16 protein-coding genes are annotated in these 20,892 nt (G+C 50.8%); 1 reads left to right on the forward strand and 15 read right to left on the reverse strand.

Annotated elements, in window-relative coordinates:
* Nucleotides 1-89 precede the first annotated feature (89 nt).
* The 5 genes from OYT88_RS03930 to OYT88_RS03950 all read right to left on the reverse strand — a co-directional run bounded on the left by OYT88_RS03930 (nt 90) and on the right by OYT88_RS03950 (nt 8,539).
* Complete coding sequence (locus OYT88_RS03930; protein ID WP_274398099.1) at nt 90-1,142, reverse strand: hypothetical protein; 1,053 nt, start codon at nt 1,140-1,142, stop codon at nt 90-92.
* Nucleotides 1,143-1,811: 669 nt separating this feature from the next.
* The gene (locus OYT88_RS03935) at nt 1,812-3,506 is read right to left on the reverse strand and encodes a sensor domain-containing diguanylate cyclase (protein WP_274398100.1); all 1,695 of its coding nucleotides are present in this window, start codon (nt 3,504-3,506) and stop codon (nt 1,812-1,814) included.
* Nucleotides 3,507-3,882: 376 nt separating this feature from the next.
* Complete coding sequence (locus tag OYT88_RS03940; RefSeq protein ID WP_274398101.1) at nt 3,883-4,140, reverse strand: hypothetical protein; 258 nt, start codon at nt 4,138-4,140, stop codon at nt 3,883-3,885.
* A gap of 353 nt (nt 4,141-4,493) precedes the next feature.
* Entirely contained in the window at nt 4,494-5,813 is a 1,320-nt protein-coding gene (locus OYT88_RS03945) for a bifunctional folylpolyglutamate synthase/dihydrofolate synthase (RefSeq protein ID WP_274398102.1), read from the reverse strand.
* Nucleotides 5,814-5,902: 89 nt separating this feature from the next.
* A complete protein-coding gene (locus OYT88_RS03950) occupies nt 5,903-8,539 on the reverse strand; it encodes a valine--tRNA ligase (RefSeq protein ID WP_274398103.1) in 2,637 nt (878 codons plus the stop codon).
* A gap of 444 nt (nt 8,540-8,983) precedes the next feature.
* Here OYT88_RS03950 and OYT88_RS03955 point away from each other — a divergent pair, with 444 nt between their 5' ends.
* Nucleotides 8,984-9,166, forward strand: coding sequence for a YszA family small membrane protein (locus OYT88_RS03955; protein WP_443029738.1), 183 nt, complete (start codon nt 8,984-8,986; stop codon nt 9,164-9,166).
* A gap of 3 nt (nt 9,167-9,169) precedes the next feature.
* Here OYT88_RS03955 and OYT88_RS03960 read toward each other — a convergent pair whose 3' ends face one another.
* The 10 genes from OYT88_RS03960 to yihA form a co-directional block, all read right to left on the reverse strand.
* Complete coding sequence (locus tag OYT88_RS03960; RefSeq protein ID WP_274398104.1) at nt 9,170-10,204, reverse strand: spore coat protein YsxE; 1,035 nt, start codon at nt 10,202-10,204, stop codon at nt 9,170-9,172.
* Nucleotides 10,205-10,226: 22 nt separating this feature from the next.
* Nucleotides 10,227-11,153, reverse strand: coding sequence for a hypothetical protein (locus OYT88_RS03965; RefSeq protein WP_274398105.1), 927 nt, complete (start codon nt 11,151-11,153; stop codon nt 10,227-10,229).
* Nucleotides 11,143-12,513 (reverse strand): LysM peptidoglycan-binding domain-containing protein, encoded by a 1,371-nt coding sequence (locus OYT88_RS03970; RefSeq protein WP_274398106.1) that lies wholly within the window; start codon nt 12,511-12,513, stop codon nt 11,143-11,145. The genes OYT88_RS03965 and OYT88_RS03970 overlap by 11 nt, the downstream gene beginning before the upstream one ends.
* A 742-nt stretch (nt 12,514-13,255) precedes the next feature.
* Complete coding sequence (locus OYT88_RS03975; RefSeq protein WP_274398107.1) at nt 13,256-13,948, reverse strand: DUF421 domain-containing protein; 693 nt, start codon at nt 13,946-13,948, stop codon at nt 13,256-13,258.
* A 227-nt stretch (nt 13,949-14,175) separates the two neighbouring features.
* A complete protein-coding gene (hemL, locus tag OYT88_RS03980) occupies nt 14,176-15,468 on the reverse strand; it encodes a glutamate-1-semialdehyde 2,1-aminomutase (RefSeq protein WP_274398108.1) in 1,293 nt (430 codons plus the stop codon).
* A gap of 3 nt (nt 15,469-15,471) precedes the next feature.
* On the reverse strand, nt 15,472-16,458 hold the full coding sequence (hemB, locus tag OYT88_RS03985; protein WP_274398109.1) for a porphobilinogen synthase: 987 nt from the start codon (nt 16,456-16,458) through the stop codon (nt 15,472-15,474).
* The gene (locus OYT88_RS03990; protein WP_274398110.1) at nt 16,455-17,243 is read right to left on the reverse strand and encodes a uroporphyrinogen-III synthase; all 789 of its coding nucleotides are present in this window, start codon (nt 17,241-17,243) and stop codon (nt 16,455-16,457) included. The genes hemB and OYT88_RS03990 overlap by 4 nt, the downstream gene beginning before the upstream one ends.
* Before the next feature lie 28 nt (nt 17,244-17,271).
* On the reverse strand, nt 17,272-18,192 hold the full coding sequence (gene hemC, locus OYT88_RS03995; protein ID WP_274398302.1) for a hydroxymethylbilane synthase: 921 nt from the start codon (nt 18,190-18,192) through the stop codon (nt 17,272-17,274).
* 156 nt (nt 18,193-18,348) lie between these two features.
* Nucleotides 18,349-19,695 (reverse strand): glutamyl-tRNA reductase, encoded by a 1,347-nt coding sequence (gene hemA, locus OYT88_RS04000; RefSeq protein WP_274398111.1) that lies wholly within the window; start codon nt 19,693-19,695, stop codon nt 18,349-18,351.
* A 207-nt stretch (nt 19,696-19,902) separates the two neighbouring features.
* On the reverse strand, nt 19,903-20,487 hold the full coding sequence (gene yihA, locus OYT88_RS04005) for a ribosome biogenesis GTP-binding protein YihA/YsxC (RefSeq protein ID WP_274398112.1): 585 nt from the start codon (nt 20,485-20,487) through the stop codon (nt 19,903-19,905).
* Nucleotides 20,488-20,892 lie beyond the last annotated feature (405 nt).

The following is a 20,892-nucleotide window of genomic DNA, read 5'->3' on the forward strand; positions in this document are numbered from 1 at the left end:
ATCGCTGTCTTTATCTATTTTCGACGGGATTTTCTCATTTATGACAATATAATTCAAAAACATGTCTTATTACTTATTTCCAGTTCGGATCATTCTTTTCCGATCAGATCGCGATATGACATAATTGCCTCGAGAAGAGACTGCTGGTAGCTGTTAAAAGTCGCGCCCGTTCCCTTTGCCCGCATCGCACGCGCCCTGCTCGCAGCCGTATTAACGCTCTTCTGAAAATTAACGGCCGTTTGCCTGTTGCTGCCGCTTAAGGCACCGGCGGCCGGCAGTTTCCAATCTTTAAGAAGCCTGTCCATTTGGGCAACTGCTTGACTGGAAGGGAAAAACCGATTGCCGGCGGCTTCTTCCGAGATCTGAAGCAGCTCCTGTACCAGAGCCCTGCCGCGAGCGGCAAAAGAAGCCGTGCGGCTGTCCTTTAAGACTGCCGGATTCGCTGATGCACTGAACTGAACGTTTTTCTGGTATACCGGTATCCCCTGATTTTTAAAATATCCGGCTAATTTTGCGGCCCCGGAAGCCGTCGAAGCGGCACTTATGAAAATATCCGCATTGCCCTGGTTAAAAGTGACGGCTGCTACGCCTTCATTTCTGAGCCGCGACGCAGCCTGTCCGGCGGCCGTCTGCGTTGTATAGACGCCTGTCTGAACTACGTAGACGGAAAGGGCGAGGCTCCGCTGTGTAAGGGGAGAAGAAAGCGATGACCCCGCAGTCGATGAACGAACGGTCCCGGACGTCCAGGCTGCCTGTTCCGGCCGGTTCTGCCCGGTAAAAACAAGCAGCATTGACAGGCCGATTGACAGGCCGACAATAACGGCCGCCGCCGCCGGAAGCCAGAAGTATCTGACCGTATAAAGCGTTCCGCGGATCGCTCTTCGGCCCGGAAGCCAATTTGTTTTCCTCCGGCCGAACATGCGCCCGATATGAAAGTAAGGTTCAGTCCGATTTGCCTTATGATGCTTATATATGCTGTCGTCTCTATCGGCAGTATCCGGATTCTTTGGAAAGGCACGGCTCCAGTCCAAATCTTTTTCTTTATCCGCAGCCGTTTCCCGCTTTGCCCATTCTTCAAGCGTATGCTTTTCTCCATTGAACCGAATGATTACCTGCGGCGACTTTTTTTTCTGATCGTCCAAATCCATTTCTCCTTTCGTCGAGACGGAAAACAGGATTTCTTCCGATAAAGGATAGCATAGAGCAGACAAAAAAGGACGAGACCTATGTCGTCTCGCTTCCTTTTTTTTTCGCTGTTATTTTACAGAATACGCTCATTCATCCTGTACATCCAGTCTGATCAAATGCTCCTGAATTTTGACAATTCCTTAGATGATCGTCGCGATTATTCGCAAATGAACGGCCGCTGCCAGTTTTAAAAAACGGATTAAGTTCCGATGATTACACGTATTGTCCTAAAAATGTTAATTGATGCCGGCACGTTGCTGACGGATGGAGCCTTTTACCGATGATTGCCCGGCTGTACGGCCCGTAAACAGAGGGAGGCCGGCTTTTTCGTTCGCTATTTCGCGGGAAATAGCTTCCGGGTGCAGAGAAGATTGTAAAACAAAGTCGATGGCCGTCGAACAAAAAAGCGCCACAATTTTCACTGCTTTCTTCGATCCAGTTAAGATCCGGCATCAGCCAATACAAACGCTATACAGATAACGGATCCGCTCGGTACGTCCGGTGGAAGGATTCAAAAATGAATGATGGGTATGGGTAAATGATGGGTAGCAGAGAAATGATTCGAATGTATCATCGCGTTATAACTAAATCAAAGACCTTAATATTACTTATGAAACGGCCCGTTAAACAAAGCGGGCGACGCGGTTTTTCCCCTTGCGCTTAGCGCCGGCATACATCGCATGATCGGCATTGTTAATCAGTTCCGTCGGATCTTCGGCATCCAGGGGTGCGGTCGACGTCCCCAGACTGATCGTAATTCTGATCTGCTTGTAACGGCGTTCATTCTCAATATAGATCATGAAGGGTTCGGAGGCGACCGCCTGCCGGATCGATTCCGCCATCGCAAAGCAGAGATTCTGATCCATTTCCGGCAAAATAACCGTAAATTCCTCCCCTCCATAACGGGCAATGATCCCTTTGTTCCCAACCGTCCTGCGAAGCCTGTCGGCAACGCCGATCAGCACGGCGTTGCCGTTTTGATGACCGAATGTATCGTTCACCGCCTTAAAATTATCAATGTCCATCATGATAATGGAAAAAACCGCCGATGCAGGATCACTGAAAATACGCGTCAGCGCCTTCATCAGATATCTGTAGTTGTAAAGATCGGTCAGGGGGCACCTTTCGCTTTCTTTTTTCCGTATTTCAAAGTTACGGGCGTTTTCAAGTGCAATGGCGAGAAAGTCACCGATAATCTCTATACCGATGCGATTGGTCTTAGTGTAGGCTTTGTTCATGTCGGAAGCAAGGGTCAGGACACCGATGACCTGGTCGTGATATATCATCGGCACAGAAAGAAAAGACCGGGCGTTCCCTGCCGAAAGAGCCTGCAGAAAAGGATAGCTGCTTTTATTCTTCAGACCCATGACCGGTTTGCCTTCACGATATACATGAAGGCTGACATCGGCCTCCTTCTGAAACGGTATAAAATTTCCGCCGTCATCCCGCCGGTAAAGACGGACGATTTTCGGTTTATCAGGCTGCGCGTAACTGACAATGTACAAATAATCGGCCGGGATCATTTCAGGGACCCGATCAAAAAACAAATCAAGGACGTTTTCAGCTGAAAGCTCTCCCGTCAGCTTCTGCCCAAGATGGTTCACCTTTTGTAAAAAGCGGACCAGTTCCTGACTGCTGCTGATACTCCGGATGACCATCGACAAAGCGACCATCGGGATTGCAATAATAAACATCCCGGGCAGGCCTCTGATTGAATACATGTAGTAAAAAGCAATTCCGAGTGGCATCATCAAAAAAGTCGCGGCGATTTCCCAGACGCTGTCTCTTTCGATGACTTTTACTTTTCTCGTTCCGGGGAGAAACCAACTGCGATAAGAATATAAAAAAATCTCATTCACCACATAGGAAGCCAGATAATAACCAAAAACCGGGATAAGATTTACGGTGAGCAGACTGCTTCCTATTTCTTCTGTTCTTCCTCCAAGCCCGTAATAAGTGAGGGCAGCAGAGACGGAGACCGCAAGGAACATCAGAGAATTCAGAGGAATGCGATATATTTCGTTTCTGCCGATCCGTTGGGACAGCAAATAAACAAGGATGCCGAATTGTGTCATTAAGGCCTCGACAAACAGTCCGAAAATGAGGAACGCAGCAAGACCGATTCCCTGAAGAACAATAATATCCGTTCCTTTCACCTTGAAACTGAAAAGAGCGGTGATCATGAAAACAAGACCCACAGTGAGAATCGAGGAAACGGAATCGTTTTTCGGCGGATTAGCCACGTATATAAGCGGAAAAGAAACAGAAACCGTGACGAACCAGATCAGTCCTATCGCTCGTTCTCTTATTTTATTCAATCGCACTTCCCCCTTTTTTTGTCAAGATGTGCGATTCATTCCGATCAAACTCATACTTTTTGACTAAGTGTATTGTAACAAAATAATATAAATAATGGAAGGTTTTTCGAAACATCTGATTTTTCTTACTAAAAAAGAAGCCTTACAACCCGGACTAACAGGTTGCAAGGCTTTTCTTACTAAAAAACGTTTGTATTCTCTTTATTCAGCGAATATACATTTTAAAAAGATAATTGAGGCGGCGTGCGCTCTGCCGGCAGCATCTGATTCGGCTCAACGGCACGTAACGGCCGTTAAACTCTGCATAACGACCGAAAATCCAGGCGCTCCGACCGTTAAAATAGAGACACGACCGTTAAACTGCTCCCAATGACCGTTAAATCGGCCAAAATGATCGATAACTGCCTCTCATGGTCGATAAACTCTGTATAACGACCGAAAATTCGGGCGTTCCGACCGTTAAAATAGACACGACCGTTAAACTGCTCCTTGCAACCGTTAAATCGGCCAAAATGATCGATAAACTGCCTCTCATGGTCGATAAACTCTGTATAACGACCGAAAATCCGGGCGCTCCGACCGTTAAAATGGACACGACCATTAAACTGCTCCTTGCAACCGTTAAATCGGCCAAATAGAGGCTCCTTCCGGCCGGATCAGCGGGTCTTCCGGCCAAATGGGCTCTCCTTCCAGCCGGATCAGCGGGTCTTCCGGCCAAATAGGCCCTCCTTCCGGCCAGATCAGTGGGTCTTCCGGCCAAATGGGCCCTCCTTCCGGCCGGATCAGCAAGTCTATCGGCCAAATGGGCTCTCCTTCCGGCCGGATCAGCGGGTCTATCAGTCGATAAGCTTTGCATAACGGCCGATAACCTGCGGCGGTCGATAAAACCGCACGCAACGATTGATAATCACGGATTCCGGCAGCGGCAGGCGGGCAGGACGTGAATGTTTCAATCGAACGAACAGGTAAAAAAGACCTTTTTTATGATTAACGCATCCGGCTGTATACTGGATCCAGCAGATAGTGCCGTACCTCAGAAACGAAATAGAGCGATCCGCAGATCAGCAGCATATCGTTTTCTCCCGTTTCGCGGATCAGTCGATTCAGTGCTTCCTTCCAGTCCGCAATCTCCCTTTTTCTGTCGTGCCCGGATGCCGCGTAGAGCAGTTCGCTCCCCGCCGCACGGGGATAGGCGAATGTCGTCAATGTGAGATCTGCGGCCGCCCTCCCGATGATCTGAACCATCTGCCTGTATTGCTTGTCCTTAAGCGCCGCATAGAGCACATGAACTTGACGGTCCGGATAATAGCGCATCACGGTTTTGACAAGCGCTTCGGTGCCCTGGACATTGTGGGCGCCGTCGATAATGATCAGAGGTTTTTCCGACACGCGCTCAAAGCGCCCCGGCCAGATCGTTTTCTGCAGTCCCGATCTGATTTCGTCTTTTTGTACTAAAATGTTATAAAAGGTCTGCAGATACTCGACAACCATTAATGCAGCTGCGGCATTTTTCAGCTGATGCTCGCCTTTCATGCGAATGGCCAGATCCGGTTCATGCAGATAGAAAGCGTCAAAGCTGAAATGTTCCCCTGTTTCATCATGGCCGAGCGATTTGACCCGAAACGCTTCGCCAAGAACATACAGATTCGCCTTTTTGGCTTCGGCCGTCTGACGGATGACCGCCAGCGCATCGGGATCTTCCGCGGTCGTGACAATACCGACGCCGTTCTTGATGATTCCCGCCTTCTCCCGGGCAATGCCGGTGATCGTATTGCCCAGCTGTTTCATATGATCCATGGCAACGTTCGTAATCACAGAAACAAGCGGATGAATCACATTCGTGGAGTCAAGACGGCCGCCGAGGCCGACCTCATAAATCACCAGATCGCATTTATTCAGTTTCCCGAAATAGACAAAACTAAGCATCGTCACGACTTCAAATTCAGTCGGCTCGCCCAGATCCGTCTCGGCATTGACCGCCTGAGTCAGCGGATAGACAATATTGGCAGCTTCGATCAGGTCCTGATCGCTGATCGGCCGGCCGTTTACCATGATCCGTTCATTAAAAGACGTAATATAAGGCGAGATAAATGTGCCGACCTTGAGGCCGGCCTCCTGGTAAATATGCCACAGGTAACAGACCGTCGATCCTTTGCCGTTCGTTCCTCCGACATGCACGGCCCGGATCTTCCGCTCAGGGCGGCCGATTCTGGCCAGCATCCATTCCATCCTCTTTGTGCCGGGTTTAATTCCATGCGGAATCAGCCCGTGAATCCACTGAAGTGTCTCTTCAATTGTTGTAAACATGGCATAACCCCCATATGATCAATAAACGGCAGTGGAAACCGCTTCCCATCACCGTTCATTTTCCGGCACCGGACGTCAAATGTCCACTGTCAGGCTTTTAACTCAGCCATTCTCGCCTGAATTTTATCCCGTTTCTGCAAATAATCTTTTTCTTTCTCACGTTCCCTGCCGACCACTTGCTCCGGAGCCTGATCGACGAAACGCGGATTGCCCAGTTTCTTCCGGACCCGGTCCACTTCCGCATTCATTTTATCCAGTTCCTTGCCCAGCCTTTGTATTTCGTCATCAAGATTAATCAGTCCTTCAAGCGGAAGATAGACATCTGCCCCGGTTACAACGGCGGACACTGCTTTCTCCGGAGAGCGGACGTCTGTCCCGATCTCAAGAGAGGAGGGATTGCAGAAGCGTTCAATGTAGATCCTGTTCCGATTCAGAATACCTGTCTCTTTTTCGGAAGCGCTCCGGATCAGTATTGCGACCGGTTTTTTAGGCGCGACATGATTATCCGAGCGGATGTTGCGTACGGAGCGGATAATATTCTGCAAAAGCGCCATTTCCTCTTCCGCAGCCGGGTCGGTCCATTCCGCTGCGCTGTCCGGCCATTCGCTGCGCATGATCGTTTCGCCGCTGTGCGGCAGGTGCTGCCAGATTTCCTCGGTAATAAAAGGCATGATCGGATGAAGCAGCTTCAGTACTTTGTCAAGTACATAGGTCAGAACCGATCTGGCGGTATTCTTGGCCGGCCCGTCTGCTCCATAGAGCGGCAGCTTGGCCATCTCGATATACCAGTCGCAGAAATCGTCCCAGATGAACTGATAGAGATAATGCCCGGCGTCGCCGAAATCATAACTCTCATAGAGCGCGGTCACTTTTTCAATCGTCAGGTTCAGCCGCGCTAAAATCCAGCGGTCGGCGACGGATTTGCCGCCGGTCAGATCGATGTCGTCAAACGAAAAGCCGTCCAGGTTCATGATTGCAAAGCGCGACGCATTCCAGATCTTATTGGCAAAATTCCAGTTCGCCTCGACCTTGCTCCACTGAAAAGTCAGGTCCTGACCCGGAGTCGTTCCCGTCGCCAGTGTATAGCGCAGTGCGTCTGCTCCGTAACGTTTAATAACATCCATCGGGTCAATGCCGTTCCCGAGCGATTTGCTCATCTTCCGTCCTTGTTCATCGCGTACAAGGCCATGGATCAGGACGTCGCGGAACGGGCTTTTTCCCGTAAACTCAGTCGACTGGAACATCATGCGCGCCACCCAGAAGAAGATGATGTCGTAGCCGGTTACCAACGCATCGGTTGGAAAATACCGCTTGAAATCAGGGTTTTCTTCGTCCGGCCAGCCCATCGTTGAGAACGGCCAAAGGGCGGAACTGAACCATGTGTCAAGCACGTCCTCATCCTGTTTCCAGTTTTCGATATCTTTCGGCGCTTCCATCCCGACATACACTTCGCCGGTCCGTTTATGGTACCATGCCGGTATCCGGTGCCCCCACCACAGCTGCCGGGAAATGCACCAGTCGCGGATATTTTCCATCCAGTGCCTGTACGTTCCTTCAAACCGTTCCGGAACAAAATGGACCTTGCCGTCCGTTTTCTGGATATCCAGCGATGCCTCGGCCAGCGGTTTCATTTTGACGAACCATTGCGTCGATAGAATCGGTTCGACAACAACACCAGTGCGTTCCGAGTGCCCGACAGCGTGGACATGTTCTTCCGTATAAGCCAGCGCACCGCTTTTCTCCAGATCGCTGACGATCCGTTTCCGGCATTCATCGCGGTCCAGTCCCTGATATTTGCCGGCATTTTCATTCATTTTGCCGGACTCGTCAATAACGAGAATTCTGGGGAGATCATGGCGGTTGCCGACTTCAAAGTCATTCGGATCATGGGCCGGCGTTATTTTTACGGCTCCGGTCCCGAAAGAACGGTCGACGTAACTGTCGGCAATGATCGGAATTTCCCTGCCGACAATAGGCAGAATGGCGGTTTTTCCGACGACGTCCCGATAGCGTTCGTCATCCGGATGAACAGCGATCGCCGTATCGCCGAGCATCGTTTCCGGCCGCGTCGTCGCAATCTGAATAGAGCCCGAACCGTCGGACAGAGGATAGTTGATATGCCAGAGAAAACCGGGTATCTCCTTGTATATGACTTCGATATCGGACAGCGCCGTCCGCGCAGCCGGATCCCAGTTGATGATATACGCGCCCCTGTAAATCAGGCCTTTTTCATAAAGCGAGACAAATACTTTGCGGACGGCACGCGACAATCCCTCGTCGAGCGTAAACCTTTCCCTTGAGTAATCGAGAGAAAGGCCGAGCTTTGCCCATTGTTTGCGGATAAAAGAAGCATATTCTTCCTTCCAGTCCCAGGCCACCTTGAGAAACTTCTCGCGCCCGAGGTCGTAACGCGATTTGCCTTCTTTTCTCAGCTTGGCATCAACCTTTGCCTGTGTGGCAATGCCCGCATGGTCCATGCCCGGAAGATAAAGCGCATCATAGCCCTGCATTCTTTTGAACCGTATTAACAGATCCTGCATTGTCGTGTCCCACGCATGCCCGAGGTGCAGTTTGCCCGTCACATTGGGAGGCGGGATGACGATCGAATACGGTTTCTTTGCCGGATCCCCGTCCGCCTTAAAGTACCCTCTTTCCCGCCATGTCTTATACCACTTTTCTTCGGTCAGACTTGGATCGTATTTCGTTGCCATTTCGTTTTCCGCCATTTTTACAGCTCCCTTATATTCCGTTAAACTAAAAAAGCCCTCTTCATCGCAAGGACGAAGAAAGCTCCGTGGTACCACCTTTATTTGCACAGCCGTGCACACTTCATAATTGATAACGGGTTCCCGGACCTCCCTACTCCGCCTGAATGGTGCGTTTCAGCAGGACTGCTCAAGGGCAACTTCCACTCCGGCAGCAGGAGAAACCTCTCAGCGCACCGGTTTCCCTCTCTCACAGCGAGCGGACCGTTCATCCGTTCGCTTCCAGCATAAAGACATGTACTACTCCCTGTCTCAGCATTTAAGTTTTGTAATTATTATTATATATATTTTATTCTCGTTTCGTCAATCATTCATACATTTTACTGTACAGGGCGGTGCTGCACCGGGGCCCGTTGTTTTTCATAGACTGAAGCAAAGACCCGATCAAAGAAAGGAGGACATCTCTTGTTCAAAAAAAATCATTTTCCTCCCGTTTTCAAAAAAATCCGTGAAGGCCTGGGCGTCATTGTTCTTCCATTGGCCATCTTTCAGTTGATACGGGCCATTTTCATCCCGACAACTTTCGATGTGCTGATTGCCGCCATTCTTTTTTTCATTTACATCGCTTTTCTGAAAAAATGGCTGTAGCGGCTATTCTTTTTCCCCCTGTTCTTCTTCTTTTGCCGTCTCCTCTTCTTTTTTCTGATCGAGGAACTTTTGCAGCCGGCCGATCATTTCCATATAAGCGCGGCTCAGCCTCATCCATCTCTTTGTATACCATTGTTCGCTGTGATCCCTGTTTTCCTGATATTCTCCGATCAGGGCAAGCGGAGCTCTCGGACAGAGCAGCGAATGAAACAGAAAGTCCGGCTCTTCTCCGTTCAGCGGGCATTCTGAAAAATAAGAACGCAGCAGCCGGTCCCAGGACTCGCCGGCGGGAGAAAGCATCACGCTCGTCTGCTCAAATAAAGCGGCTGTTTCCACGATAAAAAAATCTTCTTCGCACTCTTCAAAATTGCATAAAAAGCTCTTTTCCCCTTCAATCAGCAGATGAAGCGGGCTCAGGCGGCCGTGGCAGAGCGCACGCCGCAGTTTTTTCCCCGATCCGTCTTCATTTTTTTCCTGCCCTTTGGAAAAATAATCAAATGCCCGCTGCATATTATTGAGACCGGCGGCGGCAAAATTAAGAACGCACTGTTCGAACGGGGAAGGATAGACATGATGCTCCGCCTTGTTCAGGAAGCGTTCCCATTGAACCTGCCCGGCACCGACCGTTTGAGCCGCCGCGGCAAACAGATCGGCTGCTTCCTTTTCCTCCTGAAGCGTCTGCCGGTGCAGCTGGGCGGCCCGTACAAACAAATGGCGATAGCGTTCGGGCAGATCCGAATCGGATACGGTTTCCTCAAACCAGGGCATTAAATAAAAACTGTTCTCTTCGCCGCGGATAACAAGATCTCCGTATTTGGAAGGAAGCGGACCGACAGCGTCGATAATCATCCGTCCGGCCAGAGAATAGGCCCTGTGCAGATGCCTGATCTGCCGGTCCGTCAGTTTTTTCTGCTTCAGTGCGAATGTACCGTTCGCCGTTTCCACTTTAATCACGTTTCCGAACGGATCCATTTTCAGTGGAATGAGATCATACTGGAAAAGTATTCGATTGAAACGCAGGTTCTCTCCCGCCGCCATGGCTGTTCACTCGCTTTCCCCGTCAAACGGGCCGTGAAAAAACAGAATCAAACAGTCCGATCAGCCGGGTTTTGTAATCCCAGGTCGATTTGAAAGCCTTCAGATCCCGATCTCTCTGACCGCTTTCCGAAACAAGGGGCAGGGAATCGACGAGTTGAAACCACTCGGACGGGTCGAACCATTCGGCGCGGATCAGGTCGGCTGTTTCCTGATCGGGCACCCCTTTTTCCTGCAAATACAAAAAAAGGCTGCGGAGGCTTTCTTCTCCGCCTTCCCTGATCCCATCCAAAAAAAAGCGGGCAAGTCCCCGGTAGCCGTTGCCGGGCACCGACTGGCCCAGTTCGATAAAAAGTGTATCAAGCAGCGATCGGCTGTCCCCGAGTGAAAATGTATCCGGCAGAATGACCGACCGGCTGCGGCGGCTGTAATGGCTTCTCAGAAGATCGGCCTGCTCTGCCCTTTCCCGGACCGACGGGTAGCATGCCGATGCAAGTTCTCCGTCACTCCCGGAAAATAATCCCGACTGCCTGCACTGTTCAAAAATAGTTTCCGCACGCTGCCGAACACGGACGGGTTTCCCGTGACCATCAATCGAATCCCTGCTTTTGGCTATCAGTGCAGAGACCGTTTCCGCCCAGATCGGTTCATTTCCGGACAGAGCGGCTCTGTCCGGCGGAGCGTCATGACAGGTAACCGCAAAGCGTCCGATTCTGATAAACGGATTTCCGGATTGCGTCACATACATACGGTCAATAAAAAAGCGATCACTAATCAGCTTCATGCGCCAGCCGACATGTTTCCTCAGCAGCCGTTCATCATTCCAGATACGTATTTTCTTCGGTCCTCTTTCCGTTTCGACGATCAGCGGCCGATCTTTAATCAGCTTCAGCCGGCGGAAACGATAGTTTGTCTGCAGGGCAGAAAGCAGAATCTGCAGATTATCGTTCATTCCTGTTTCCTTTGACGATTACGGGAATATAAAGAATCTGCCCGGCCTCAATATCTACCGAAGACAGCGCATTTCTCCTCAGCAGGCTGGTTACGGGAACCTGATAGCGCTCGGAAATGTTCTCAAGCGATTCTCCCGCCTGGACAATGCAGATCTTCACTTGAGTCTGCTGTTCGGCATCGTTCCCGGCAAGCACTTTAGTCAGATAGAGGCTATTTGCTTCTTCCGGCCTTGACGATTGCTTTTCATCCTGCAAGCCGTTCTCCCTGTCCCGGCCCGTTTCCGGGGCATAGCGGCCCGAACCATCGCCGACGGGCGCCCCGCTGCCCGGGCGCCCGAAAGCGACCTGAGGCGTGTTCTCTTCCCCGGCGGGCTCGGGTTTGCGGAAAGCTTCGTATTGAAATTCTTCCGCTTCCTGATCCTCGTCATAATCAAATTCGCGGTCTGTCGGCATCGGATCAAAATCGTCCGCCACTTCGTCAATTTCTTCGGGAAGCTGCAGCAAGGCGTCGTCTGTCTCCTGATCGCCGAACCGCTTCGGCGCTTTTTTCGTCTTTTTCCCGGCTTTCTCTGCGGGTGCCGAAGCCTTGGGAGCTTCCTTCTTGGCTTTTTTCTTTACTTCCGAAACATTTTCCGGTTTGCTTTTTGCCTTTTGCTTTGCTTCTACAGCATTTTCCGCTGTGCCTTTTTCCTTTTTCTTTGCCTCCCCGGCCTTTTCCGGTGCGCTCTTTGCAGTCTTCTCCGCTTTTTCCGGAATATTTTCCGGTGGATTCTCTGCTTTTTCCGGCTTATTCGGGATTTTTTCGCTTTTCTTTATTTTATTGGATTCGGCGGCGGGTTTCTTTTTGGCGGCAGGCTTTTCCGGCACAGGAGCAGGCGGAATCACGGCAGCAGGTTTTTGCGGGGGCTGTGCTTTTTTTTCGCTGCGGTTCGATCCGGTCAGTCCGGTGATGGCGATATCGGCCTGAAGCTGAATATGACGGTGCTCGGACAGTTCATAATCAAAGGACTCAATCACGACGAAAAGTTCTTCCAGGTTCGGCACCCGATCTGCCGGAATCGTGATATCAATCGGAAAATGATGTTCCAGAACCGCCGTCCCGGACGTCGTTTCGATGATTTCATCAATTGTTCGGAAAGGGGCGGTCTTGTCCTCAACAGCATCCGCCGGACTGTTCGCCGGCTTGTATTCTCCGGTCAGCCTGAGAAACCCCTTAATGGTCACATCGTTCCAATTTTCTTCAACCGTGATGTCCGGCTCCAGAGCCATGGACAGTATTTCTTCGGCAGGTGCGTCGTTCCTCAGCCATACCGATTCATTTATTGAAAACTGCAGACTTTCGCTCGAAGATTGAGACATCCTTTACACCCTCTCATCCGTTCTTATTACAGATCTATGCATCGAGACAGGATTTATGCTCAGCGCAAAAGATGTCAAATAAAGAAAACTTGCCGATTGGCAAGCTAATGGGCAAAGTTTGGCTGCGGCAGCCATGGAGGGGCGCCAAGTGCCGAACCGCCCTTAGGACGCGGCGCTTTTGTTCGGCCGCTTATACTGATAACTGCCGGGACCCGCGGGAATTTTATATTTTCGAATCGTGCACCATCCGCCGCCCGGTTGTCATTCAAGATTTTCGGCTCGTCTAAGTACCGGCGATGCCGACAAAGCCGGAAATTCCGAAGACGTTCTTTCAATTACGAATTAAGCAGCTGACCCTGCCGAACGGCGGCAGGACCCGCGTGCCGGAAATGACGATCTAGGGATCGAACCGCTGATGGATGTTTCTGCATAGGTTGCCGAGCATTTTCGGCTGTTCTGCGGAAAATAGCAGCGACCGGGATCCTTTCGGAACATCGGCCGCCGGAAAGCACCGGTTAATTCATTAAAAAGTCGTCAGCCTTTTCAGGAAACCATCAGCAAACAGCAGATTATCGACAGTCATATCAAAAGAATCATCATTAAAGTTCAAAATATCCAACAGGAACAGTCTGAATAAGTGTGAATAATCAGAAGACAATCCGGTTTTCATTTCCGGACTTTTTCCGATGTCATGAACGCTTCTCGCATGCCGCTGTCCCGCATTCGGATGACGGACACCTGTTTACATTTTTTCGAGATAAACGCCTTCGTCTTTCTTCCATTCACAATAAAAGATGTCTTTATAGTGGTCGACATGACGGCTTTGCAAGGTTTTTAACAGCCACTCTTCATTCAGCCCCGCTTTTTTCAGATTTTCCCAGTCAACTTTCCCGTCGCTGATTAAGGTCACGGGCAGATAGACCGGTTTCTGCTGCTGCTCGGTCTGAAGCTGCTGCTCAATATCGGCATTGGTCGGCGCCGCATATTTCGATTTTTTCAAAACACTGACTGTGCCGTCGGTTTCAAGAATAGCATAAGCCACTTCTCTGATGGAAAATACGTTTTTCTGCCTGAGCAGATTCTGAAGCATGTTTATATCCAGTTTTTCTTTTTTCAGCGTCGTCCGGTCGAGATGCCCGTTCCGGATCACAATCGACGGCTTCCCCTCCAGGAAACTTCTCGTCCCCCTGAATTTTTGCGTACACCACTCCACGACATAGATCAGAATCCCCCACAGAGCGATAGAAAACAGTATTGAGGTGATTTTGATATCTTTATCGTAAAGTGCATTGCCGACAAATTCCCCAAGCACAATCGCGGAAATAAAATCAAAGGGCGTGATTTGGGAGAGCGTTGCCTTCCCCAGTATTTTTGTCATGATAAATAATGCCGCAAAGCCGACCACCAGTTCAAACGCGATCGATAAAAAATGCATACCGTTCACCCTCAATAAACTTTTTGAATGACACCTTATTAGTGTGATTCAAATTCCGAAAAATATTTACCGGATGCCGGGAATTGTCGTATGCATCCCGGAAAATAAAAGCTGATTTCGGGAATAAAAAAAATTCCCGCGCAAAAGCGAGAATTTTTACTTTCGATTTTTTGGTGAACAGCCGATTCTCATCCGAGAAAACAACTGTTATTTTCTCAAAACAGCCGTTATTCCGATTCCGCAATCTGTCTGAAAGCATTCTCTGCGGCGGCAATTGTTTTTTCAATATCGTCATCCGTATGCTTCGTTGACAGGAATACACCTTCGAACTGAGACGGCGGCAGAGAGATCCCCTGCTCGATCATCGCCGCAAAATATTTTTTGAAGTGATTAAGATCGGATGATTTCGAACGTTTGTAATCAATCACATCCTGATTAGTGAAAAAGAAACCCATCATTGCACCGGCCTGATTGACCGAAAGCGGTATGCCGTATTTCTCCGCAGCGGCCCTGTATCCTTTTGACAGACGATCCGCCTTGTTCCGGAATTCCGCATAATCCTCCGGTTTCAGCTGCGAAAGCGTCATGTAGCCCGCCGCCATGGCAAGCGGATTTCCGGACAATGTGCCCGCCTGATAGACAGGGCCTTCCGGCGCGACCTGTTTCATAATGTCGCGCCGTCCGCCGTATGCGCCGACCGGCAGGCCGCCGCCGATCACTTTTCCGAGTGTCGTCAGGTCGGGCATGACGCCGTAATAACCTTGAGCACAGTCATAAGCCACGCGGAAGCCTGTCATGACTTCATCAAATATCAGAAGTGAACCGTATTCTTTTGTGATTTTGCGCAGTGCCTGCAGAAAACCGGGCACCGGCGGAACGACGCCCATGTTGCCCGCGACCGGTTCAACGATGACGCAGGCAATATCATGGCCATACTGTTTGAACACGTCCGCAACGCTCTCCACATCATTGTAAGGGACGGTCAGGGTCTCTTTTGCCAGCTCGGCCGGAACGCCCGGGCTGTCCGGAAGGCCCAGCGTGGCTACACCGGATCCGGCCTTTATCAGCAATGAATCGGAGCTCCCGTGATAGCTTCCCTCGAATTTCAGAATCTTCTCACGTCCGGTATAGCCTCTGGCAAGGCGGATCGCGCTCATTGTCGCTTCAGTCCCGGAGTTTACCATCCGTACCATCTCCACAGACGGAACACGATCGATCACCAGTTCGGCCAGCTTCGTTTCAAGCACATGAGGAGCTCCGAAACTTGTCCCTTTTTCGGCCGTCTTCTTGACAAAATCAATCACTTTCTCATCGGCATGTCCGAGAATCAGCGGCCCCCAGCTCAGGACATAGTCAATGTACTCATTGCCGTCAAGATCATAGACCTTCGAACCCTTGCCATGGTCCATGTAGATCGGGTCCAGATCCACGGCCGGAAAGGAGCGGACCGGACTGTTCACTCCGCCCGGCATCAGAGGTTTAGCCTCTTCGAACGCCGCGATTGATTTTTTGAATTCCATCGTTCACACTTCCTCCCCGAGCCAGCGAACGGCGTCTTTCGCGTGATATGTAATGATCAGGTCGGCGCCGGCCCGTTTCATCGCCGTCAGCGACTCCAGCACCACCGCTTTCTCGTCGATCCAGCCGTTCTGCGCCGCCGCTTTGACCATCGCGTATTCACCGCTGACATTGTAGGCGACTAAAGGCAGGTTGACATGATTGCGTACGTCGCGGAGCACATCCAGATAAGGCAGTCCGGGTTTCACAATAATAAAATCGGCACCTTCATCGACATCCGAAGCGGCCTCTCTCAGCGCCTCCCTGCGGTTCGCCGGATCCATCTGATACGTTTTCCGATTGCCGAACTTCGGTGCGCTCTCGGCAGCATCGCGGAAAGGTCCGAAAAATGCCGACGCATATTTAACGGCATAAGACATAATCGGAATATTGACAAATCCCGCCTCATCAAGTGCATGGCGGATCGCCGTCACGAATCCGTCCATCATATTTGAGGGAGCGATAATATCGGCACCGGCTTCGGCCTGGGAAACTGCCGTCTTGGCAAGATATTCCAGACTTTGATCATTGTCGACATCTCCGTCACGAATAATGCCGCAATGCCCGTGATCCGTATATTCGCACATGCATGTATCGGCTATGACAACGAGTTCCGGGTAACTTTTCTTAGTCTGGCGGATCGCTTCCTGGACAATCCCGTGTTCATCATAGGCCCCGGAGCCGACGGCATCTTTTTCTTTCGGAATACCGAAAAAAATCACCGAAGGGATGCCGAGCCCGGCTACTTCCGCCAGTTCGTCATCGAGCCGGTCCAAAGAATATTGATAAACATTGGGCATGGAGGGAATTTCTTTTTTTATGCCTGTTCCTTCGGCCGTTACGAAAATCGGATAAATAAAATCAGATGGCCTGAGAAATGTTTCACGAACCATTTTCCTTAAAGTATCTGTCCGGCGAAGCCGGCGGTGGCGATCAAAATTTAATGAATTCATCTTTTCATGCCTTCCTTTTTCTTATAATAGTCGGCTAATGCATCGATCATATCAGGCGCGGTAAATTTTTCGGGAACAACATCGGGCGGATAGCCCAGCGATTCCAGTGCCCGTGCCGTTGCGGTCCCGATTGCCGCAACCGTACAGGATTCCAGCACTTTGCGCCACAAAGGCTCATCCAGCAATTCAGTGAAAAAACGGACGGCCGAGGGGCTTGCAAAGGTGACCGCATCAACGCCGGGCGCTGCTACCGTATCCGCGAGGCGCCTCCCGGAAGAGACATCCGGCACGGTCTCGTACAGGACCTGGCCCGTTACCGCGATGCCGGAATTCCTCAGTTCGGCAAACCACGATGTATCCGCCATTGAACCGAGCGGAACGGCGATTCGCGCCGCCTTGAGCCGGCCGTTTCTAAAAGCGTCGGCCACGCCGCGCACGGTAAAGCGCTCGGGAACGAAGTCCGCCTTTAATCCCCGGGTTTCTAATGCCCGGCCGGTTTTCTTTCCGACAGCAGCCAGCCTGACTCCCTTTAATCGGCCCGGATCATCCAGCGTGTCCATGAAAAAATCAAGCGCATTTTTACTCGTCAGAACGATCCAGTCGGCCATCCGGACCGAGTCGAGCCAGACGCGCCTATCCTCTTCAGTGAGCTCGGCTTTCCGATAGCTGATGACCGGAACGACAACCGGTTCGCCTCCGAAACGGCGGATCCGCGCGCACATCGAAGCTGACTGATGCACCGCTCTCGTGACCAGCACACGTCTGCCCTGAAGCTGCGATTCCATCGCTCTTTTCCCCCAATCTTCCGCGGGCTCAGCCGCGGAATTCAGCCAGAATTTCTCCCGCTCCGCGCGAAAGCAGTTCGCTCGCGGCCTGAATGCCGATAACATCCGGGTTGGCGCCTTCCGACCGCGTTTTCAGAACTCTTGACCCATCCGGAGAAGCAACCAGTCCGGTCAGTGTAAGCCCTTTATTCCCCTTGCGCTCGCAGAAGGCGGCGATCGGCACCTGGCAGTCGCCGTTCAGTTTTTTTAGAAAAGCACGTTCAGCCCGGACGGTGACGGCTGTCGTCTCGTCGTTAATTTCTTTCAGAAGAGCCTTTAGTTCCGCATCTTCCGATCGGCATTCGACTGCGAGCGCGCCCTGGCCGACCGCCGGCAATGAAATCTCAAAAGGAAGATACTCGGCCGTTTGCAATTCAGGAGATTCCATCCGTTTCATTCCTGCCGCAGCAAGAACAATCGCATCAAATTCTCCTTTTTTCAGTTTGGCCAGCCTTGTATCGACGTTGCCGCGCACCGGCCGCACCTGCAGGTCGGGACGATAATGAAGGAGCTGAGCCGCCCGGCGGAGACTGCTCGTCCCGACAACGGCGCCCTGGGCCAGTCCTTCAAGAGACGCACCGTTTGCCGAAAAAAGCACGTCATGAGCATCCTCGCGTACCGGAACCGAAGCAATTTCAAGGCCGTCCGGCAGTTGCGCCGGCATATCCTTCATGCTGTGGACGGCAAAATCAATCGTGCCGTCAAGCAGTGCCTGCTCGATTTCCTTGACAAACAGCCCCTTGCCGCCGACCTTCGACAGGGTGACATGCAATACTTGATCGCCCTTCGTCTCCAGATGTCTGATCTGAAAAGTCAAATCGGCAAAACGGTCCGACAGCTTCTCGATCACATAGCGGCTCTGAATGAGGGCCAGTCTGCTTTTTCTTGATCCGACCAGAATTGTTCTCATTGCCATTCCCCATTTCTCTCTCCAGAAAATAAACAGACAGATACCATTTTTCTCTGCTGCAAACCGGAAACTGCAGATCCGGCAATATAGCGCCACCCGCCGAAGAGCGGGCAGCGCAATGAAACCGGAAGCAGCGCCGGTGCTGCTTCCGGTTTTTCATGTGTGTGTTTCAACCATCTGCTGCTCTTTTTTGGGCACAGATACAGTGAAGGGTGTCCTTTCCTGCTGACCGCTCACTTCATCGGCAATATTAAAAATGTCAATGAAAAGGTCCATCGCTTCCTTGCTGTTTTTATCTCCGGCAATTTCCTTGACTTTATTAATCGGATCGCGAAGCAGCTGATTGATAATGCTTTTCGCGTGTTTGCTGATTACTTTGCGTTCATGCTGCGTCATCTCGGGCAGCTTGTTCTCTATGCTTTTCATCGTTTCCGAGTGGATGGAAAGCGCCTTGTTCCGAAGAGCTGTAATCACGGGAACAACTCCCAGCGTCCGCAGCCAGCCGGCGAACTTGTCCAGCTGTTCGTCAATCATCGGGTCAATCAGCAAGGCGGCTTTTTCCCGCTCTTTTAGATTTGACGCCACGATATTCTCGAGATCGTCAATGTCATAGAGATAGACACCGTCGAGCCGGGCGACATCCGGATCGATATTGCGCGGAACTGCAATATCAACTATGACAATCGGTTTTTCTCCGCGTCTGGCAACGGCATCCGCGGCATCACGCTGCGACAAAAGAAAGTCGGGTGCAGATGTCGTGGCAATCAGAATGTCCGCCTGATCCAGACAGCGGCTGAGCGATTCGAAGGGGACCGCCCGACCGCCGAATTGATCCGCCAGCCGGACTGCCTTCTCCGCCGTCCGGTTCGCAATCATGATCTGCGAAGTGCCGCCGCCGGTCAGATATTTCAATGCCAGTTGGCTCATTTCACCGGCCCCGACCAACAGTATCCGCTTATCATCCAGCGGTCCGAACGTATCCTTGATCAGTTCTACGGCCGCATAGCTCACAGAGACAGGATGATCGTTGATCTGCGACTCAGCCTGGGCATGTTTTGCAACCGTTACGGCTTCTTTAAATAATTCATTAAAAAAGGTCCCCGTCGTTCCGGCCTTCTGCGCCGTAAGAAAACTGTCCCTCACCTGTCCCAGAATCTGCGTTTCGCCGAGCACCATAGAGTCCAGTCCGCACGCGACCCGGAACAAATGGTTTACGGCCTCTCGATCTTCCTTAACAAACAGAAACGGCAAAATATCTTCACGGGAAATATGAAAACAGTCCGCAAAGAATTGCTGCGTATAATGACGGCCGGTATGCAGCTGATCGCTGACTACATAAAATTCCGTCCGGTTGCAAGTTGAAACGATCACATCTTCAAAAATGCTTTTTGTATGCCTCAGTTTTGTCAGAGTTTTTTCAAGATCCGAAGCCGTCAGTGCCAGCTTTTCCCTGACGTTGACCGGAGCACGGTGATGATTCACCCCAACTGCCAGAATATGCATCAAGCTCCCCCCGCTGTCCTTTACTTCCTGATGATGCGGTGAAACATCCGGTTGAGATTGTTATACGACTTATCTTACCTTAAGATAGCAGTTCATTACTGTAAAATCAAAGATCAGCGCTTACATCCTTCCATTTTACCGCATTTTTCACAAAAAGTTCAAATAGAGACGATATGTTCGGCAACAACACCCGATAAACAGAATCATTCATTTGAGAAACGGCTCCAGTGCACGCCATGCATCGTCTTTTCCCGCACCGGTCACAGATGAAAAAAGAAGCAGAGGCTCGTCAGTTCCAAGGCCCAGATCATCAATGATCAGCTGCTTTTGCTGCCGATGCCGGTTTTTCGATACTTTATCCGCTTTTGTCGCGACCGTGACGATCGGGCGGCCGAAATAACTGAGATAATCATGCATCTGTCTGTCTTCTTTGGAGGGCGGATGGCGCAGGTCGACAAGGTGAACGACCGCACTCAGTTCGTTTCGCTGTGAAAAATACGCCTCAAGCATCTTCCCCCAGGCTTCTTTTTCCTTTTTTGACACTTTTGCATAACCGTATCCCGGCACATCGACAAAATAAAAAGAGCCGTTTATTTTAAAATAATTCAGTTTCTGTGTTTTCCCCGGCTTCTCAGAAATTCTGACCAAGTTGCGCCGGCCGAGCATTTTGTTGATAAAAGAAGATTTGCCGACATTTGAACGGCCTGCCAGTGCAATTTCCGGCAGTCCGTCCTTCGGATACTGTGCCGGTCCGACCGCACTGATCACGTATTCTGCCTGTCCGATTTTCAAAGATCATTTCTCCTTCCGCCGGTCTCCCCTTTTTAAAAAATATTAAAATTTGGGCGAAGCCCGGTCTCAGTCGGCCGAATCACTTATTTGCGCCGATCTCTTTTTTATATTAGCAAACCCGGCTTTGCCAAACCTTTAGTTCCGACAGAGCCTTTGCTGCGGGGTCCGGACGGCCCCATGGCGAACGGACCGCGGGATGCGGTGCTTCCGTTCGGCCGCTTATCCCAATAATCCGGTTGATGCTTTCTTCACCGTACCAAAAAGGGCGATGAGCAGCAGTCATCGCCCTTTTATCGGAAACAGATTGCTCGCGTCCGATATCCTTTTGCTCATGCAATCATTTTATCGCAAGTGATTTCAGCTGTCTATGAAGCGGGAGAAATGTCCGGTATTAATTTTGATTAT

The sequence above is a fragment of the Sporolactobacillus sp. CQH2019 genome (assembly GCF_028765345.1).
Taxonomy (GTDB): Bacteria; Bacillota; Bacilli; order Bacillales; family Sporolactobacillaceae; genus Sporolactobacillus.

Coding starts and splice junctions, on each gene's coding strand:
- OYT88_RS03945 (WP_274398102.1), bottom strand. CDS start 5,813: ATGTTTACAACAATTGAAGAGACACTTCAGTGGATTCACGGGCTGATT.
- OYT88_RS03950 (WP_274398103.1), bottom strand. CDS start 8,539: ATGGCGGAAAACGAAATGGCAACGAAATACGATCCAAGTCTGACCGAA.
- OYT88_RS03960 (WP_274398104.1), bottom strand. CDS start 10,204: ATGGCGGCGGGAGAGAACCTGCGTTTCAATCGAATACTTTTCCAGTAT.
- OYT88_RS03965 (WP_274398105.1), bottom strand. CDS start 11,153: ATGAACGATAATCTGCAGATTCTGCTTTCTGCCCTGCAGACAAACTAT.
- OYT88_RS03970 (WP_274398106.1), bottom strand. CDS start 12,513: ATGTCTCAATCTTCGAGCGAAAGTCTGCAGTTTTCAATAAATGAATCG.
- OYT88_RS03975 (WP_274398107.1), bottom strand. CDS start 13,948: ATGCATTTTTTATCGATCGCGTTTGAACTGGTGGTCGGCTTTGCGGCA.
- hemL (WP_274398108.1), bottom strand. CDS start 15,468: ATGGAATTCAAAAAATCAATCGCGGCGTTCGAAGAGGCTAAACCTCTG.
- hemB (WP_274398109.1), bottom strand. CDS start 16,458: ATGAATTCATTAAATTTTGATCGCCACCGCCGGCTTCGCCGGACAGAT.
- OYT88_RS03990 (WP_274398110.1), bottom strand. CDS start 17,243: ATGGAATCGCAGCTTCAGGGCAGACGTGTGCTGGTCACGAGAGCGGTG.
- hemC (WP_274398302.1), bottom strand. CDS start 18,192: ATGAGAACAATTCTGGTCGGATCAAGAAAAAGCAGACTGGCCCTCATT.
- hemA (WP_274398111.1), bottom strand. CDS start 19,695: ATGCATATTCTGGCAGTTGGGGTGAATCATCACCGTGCTCCGGTCAAC.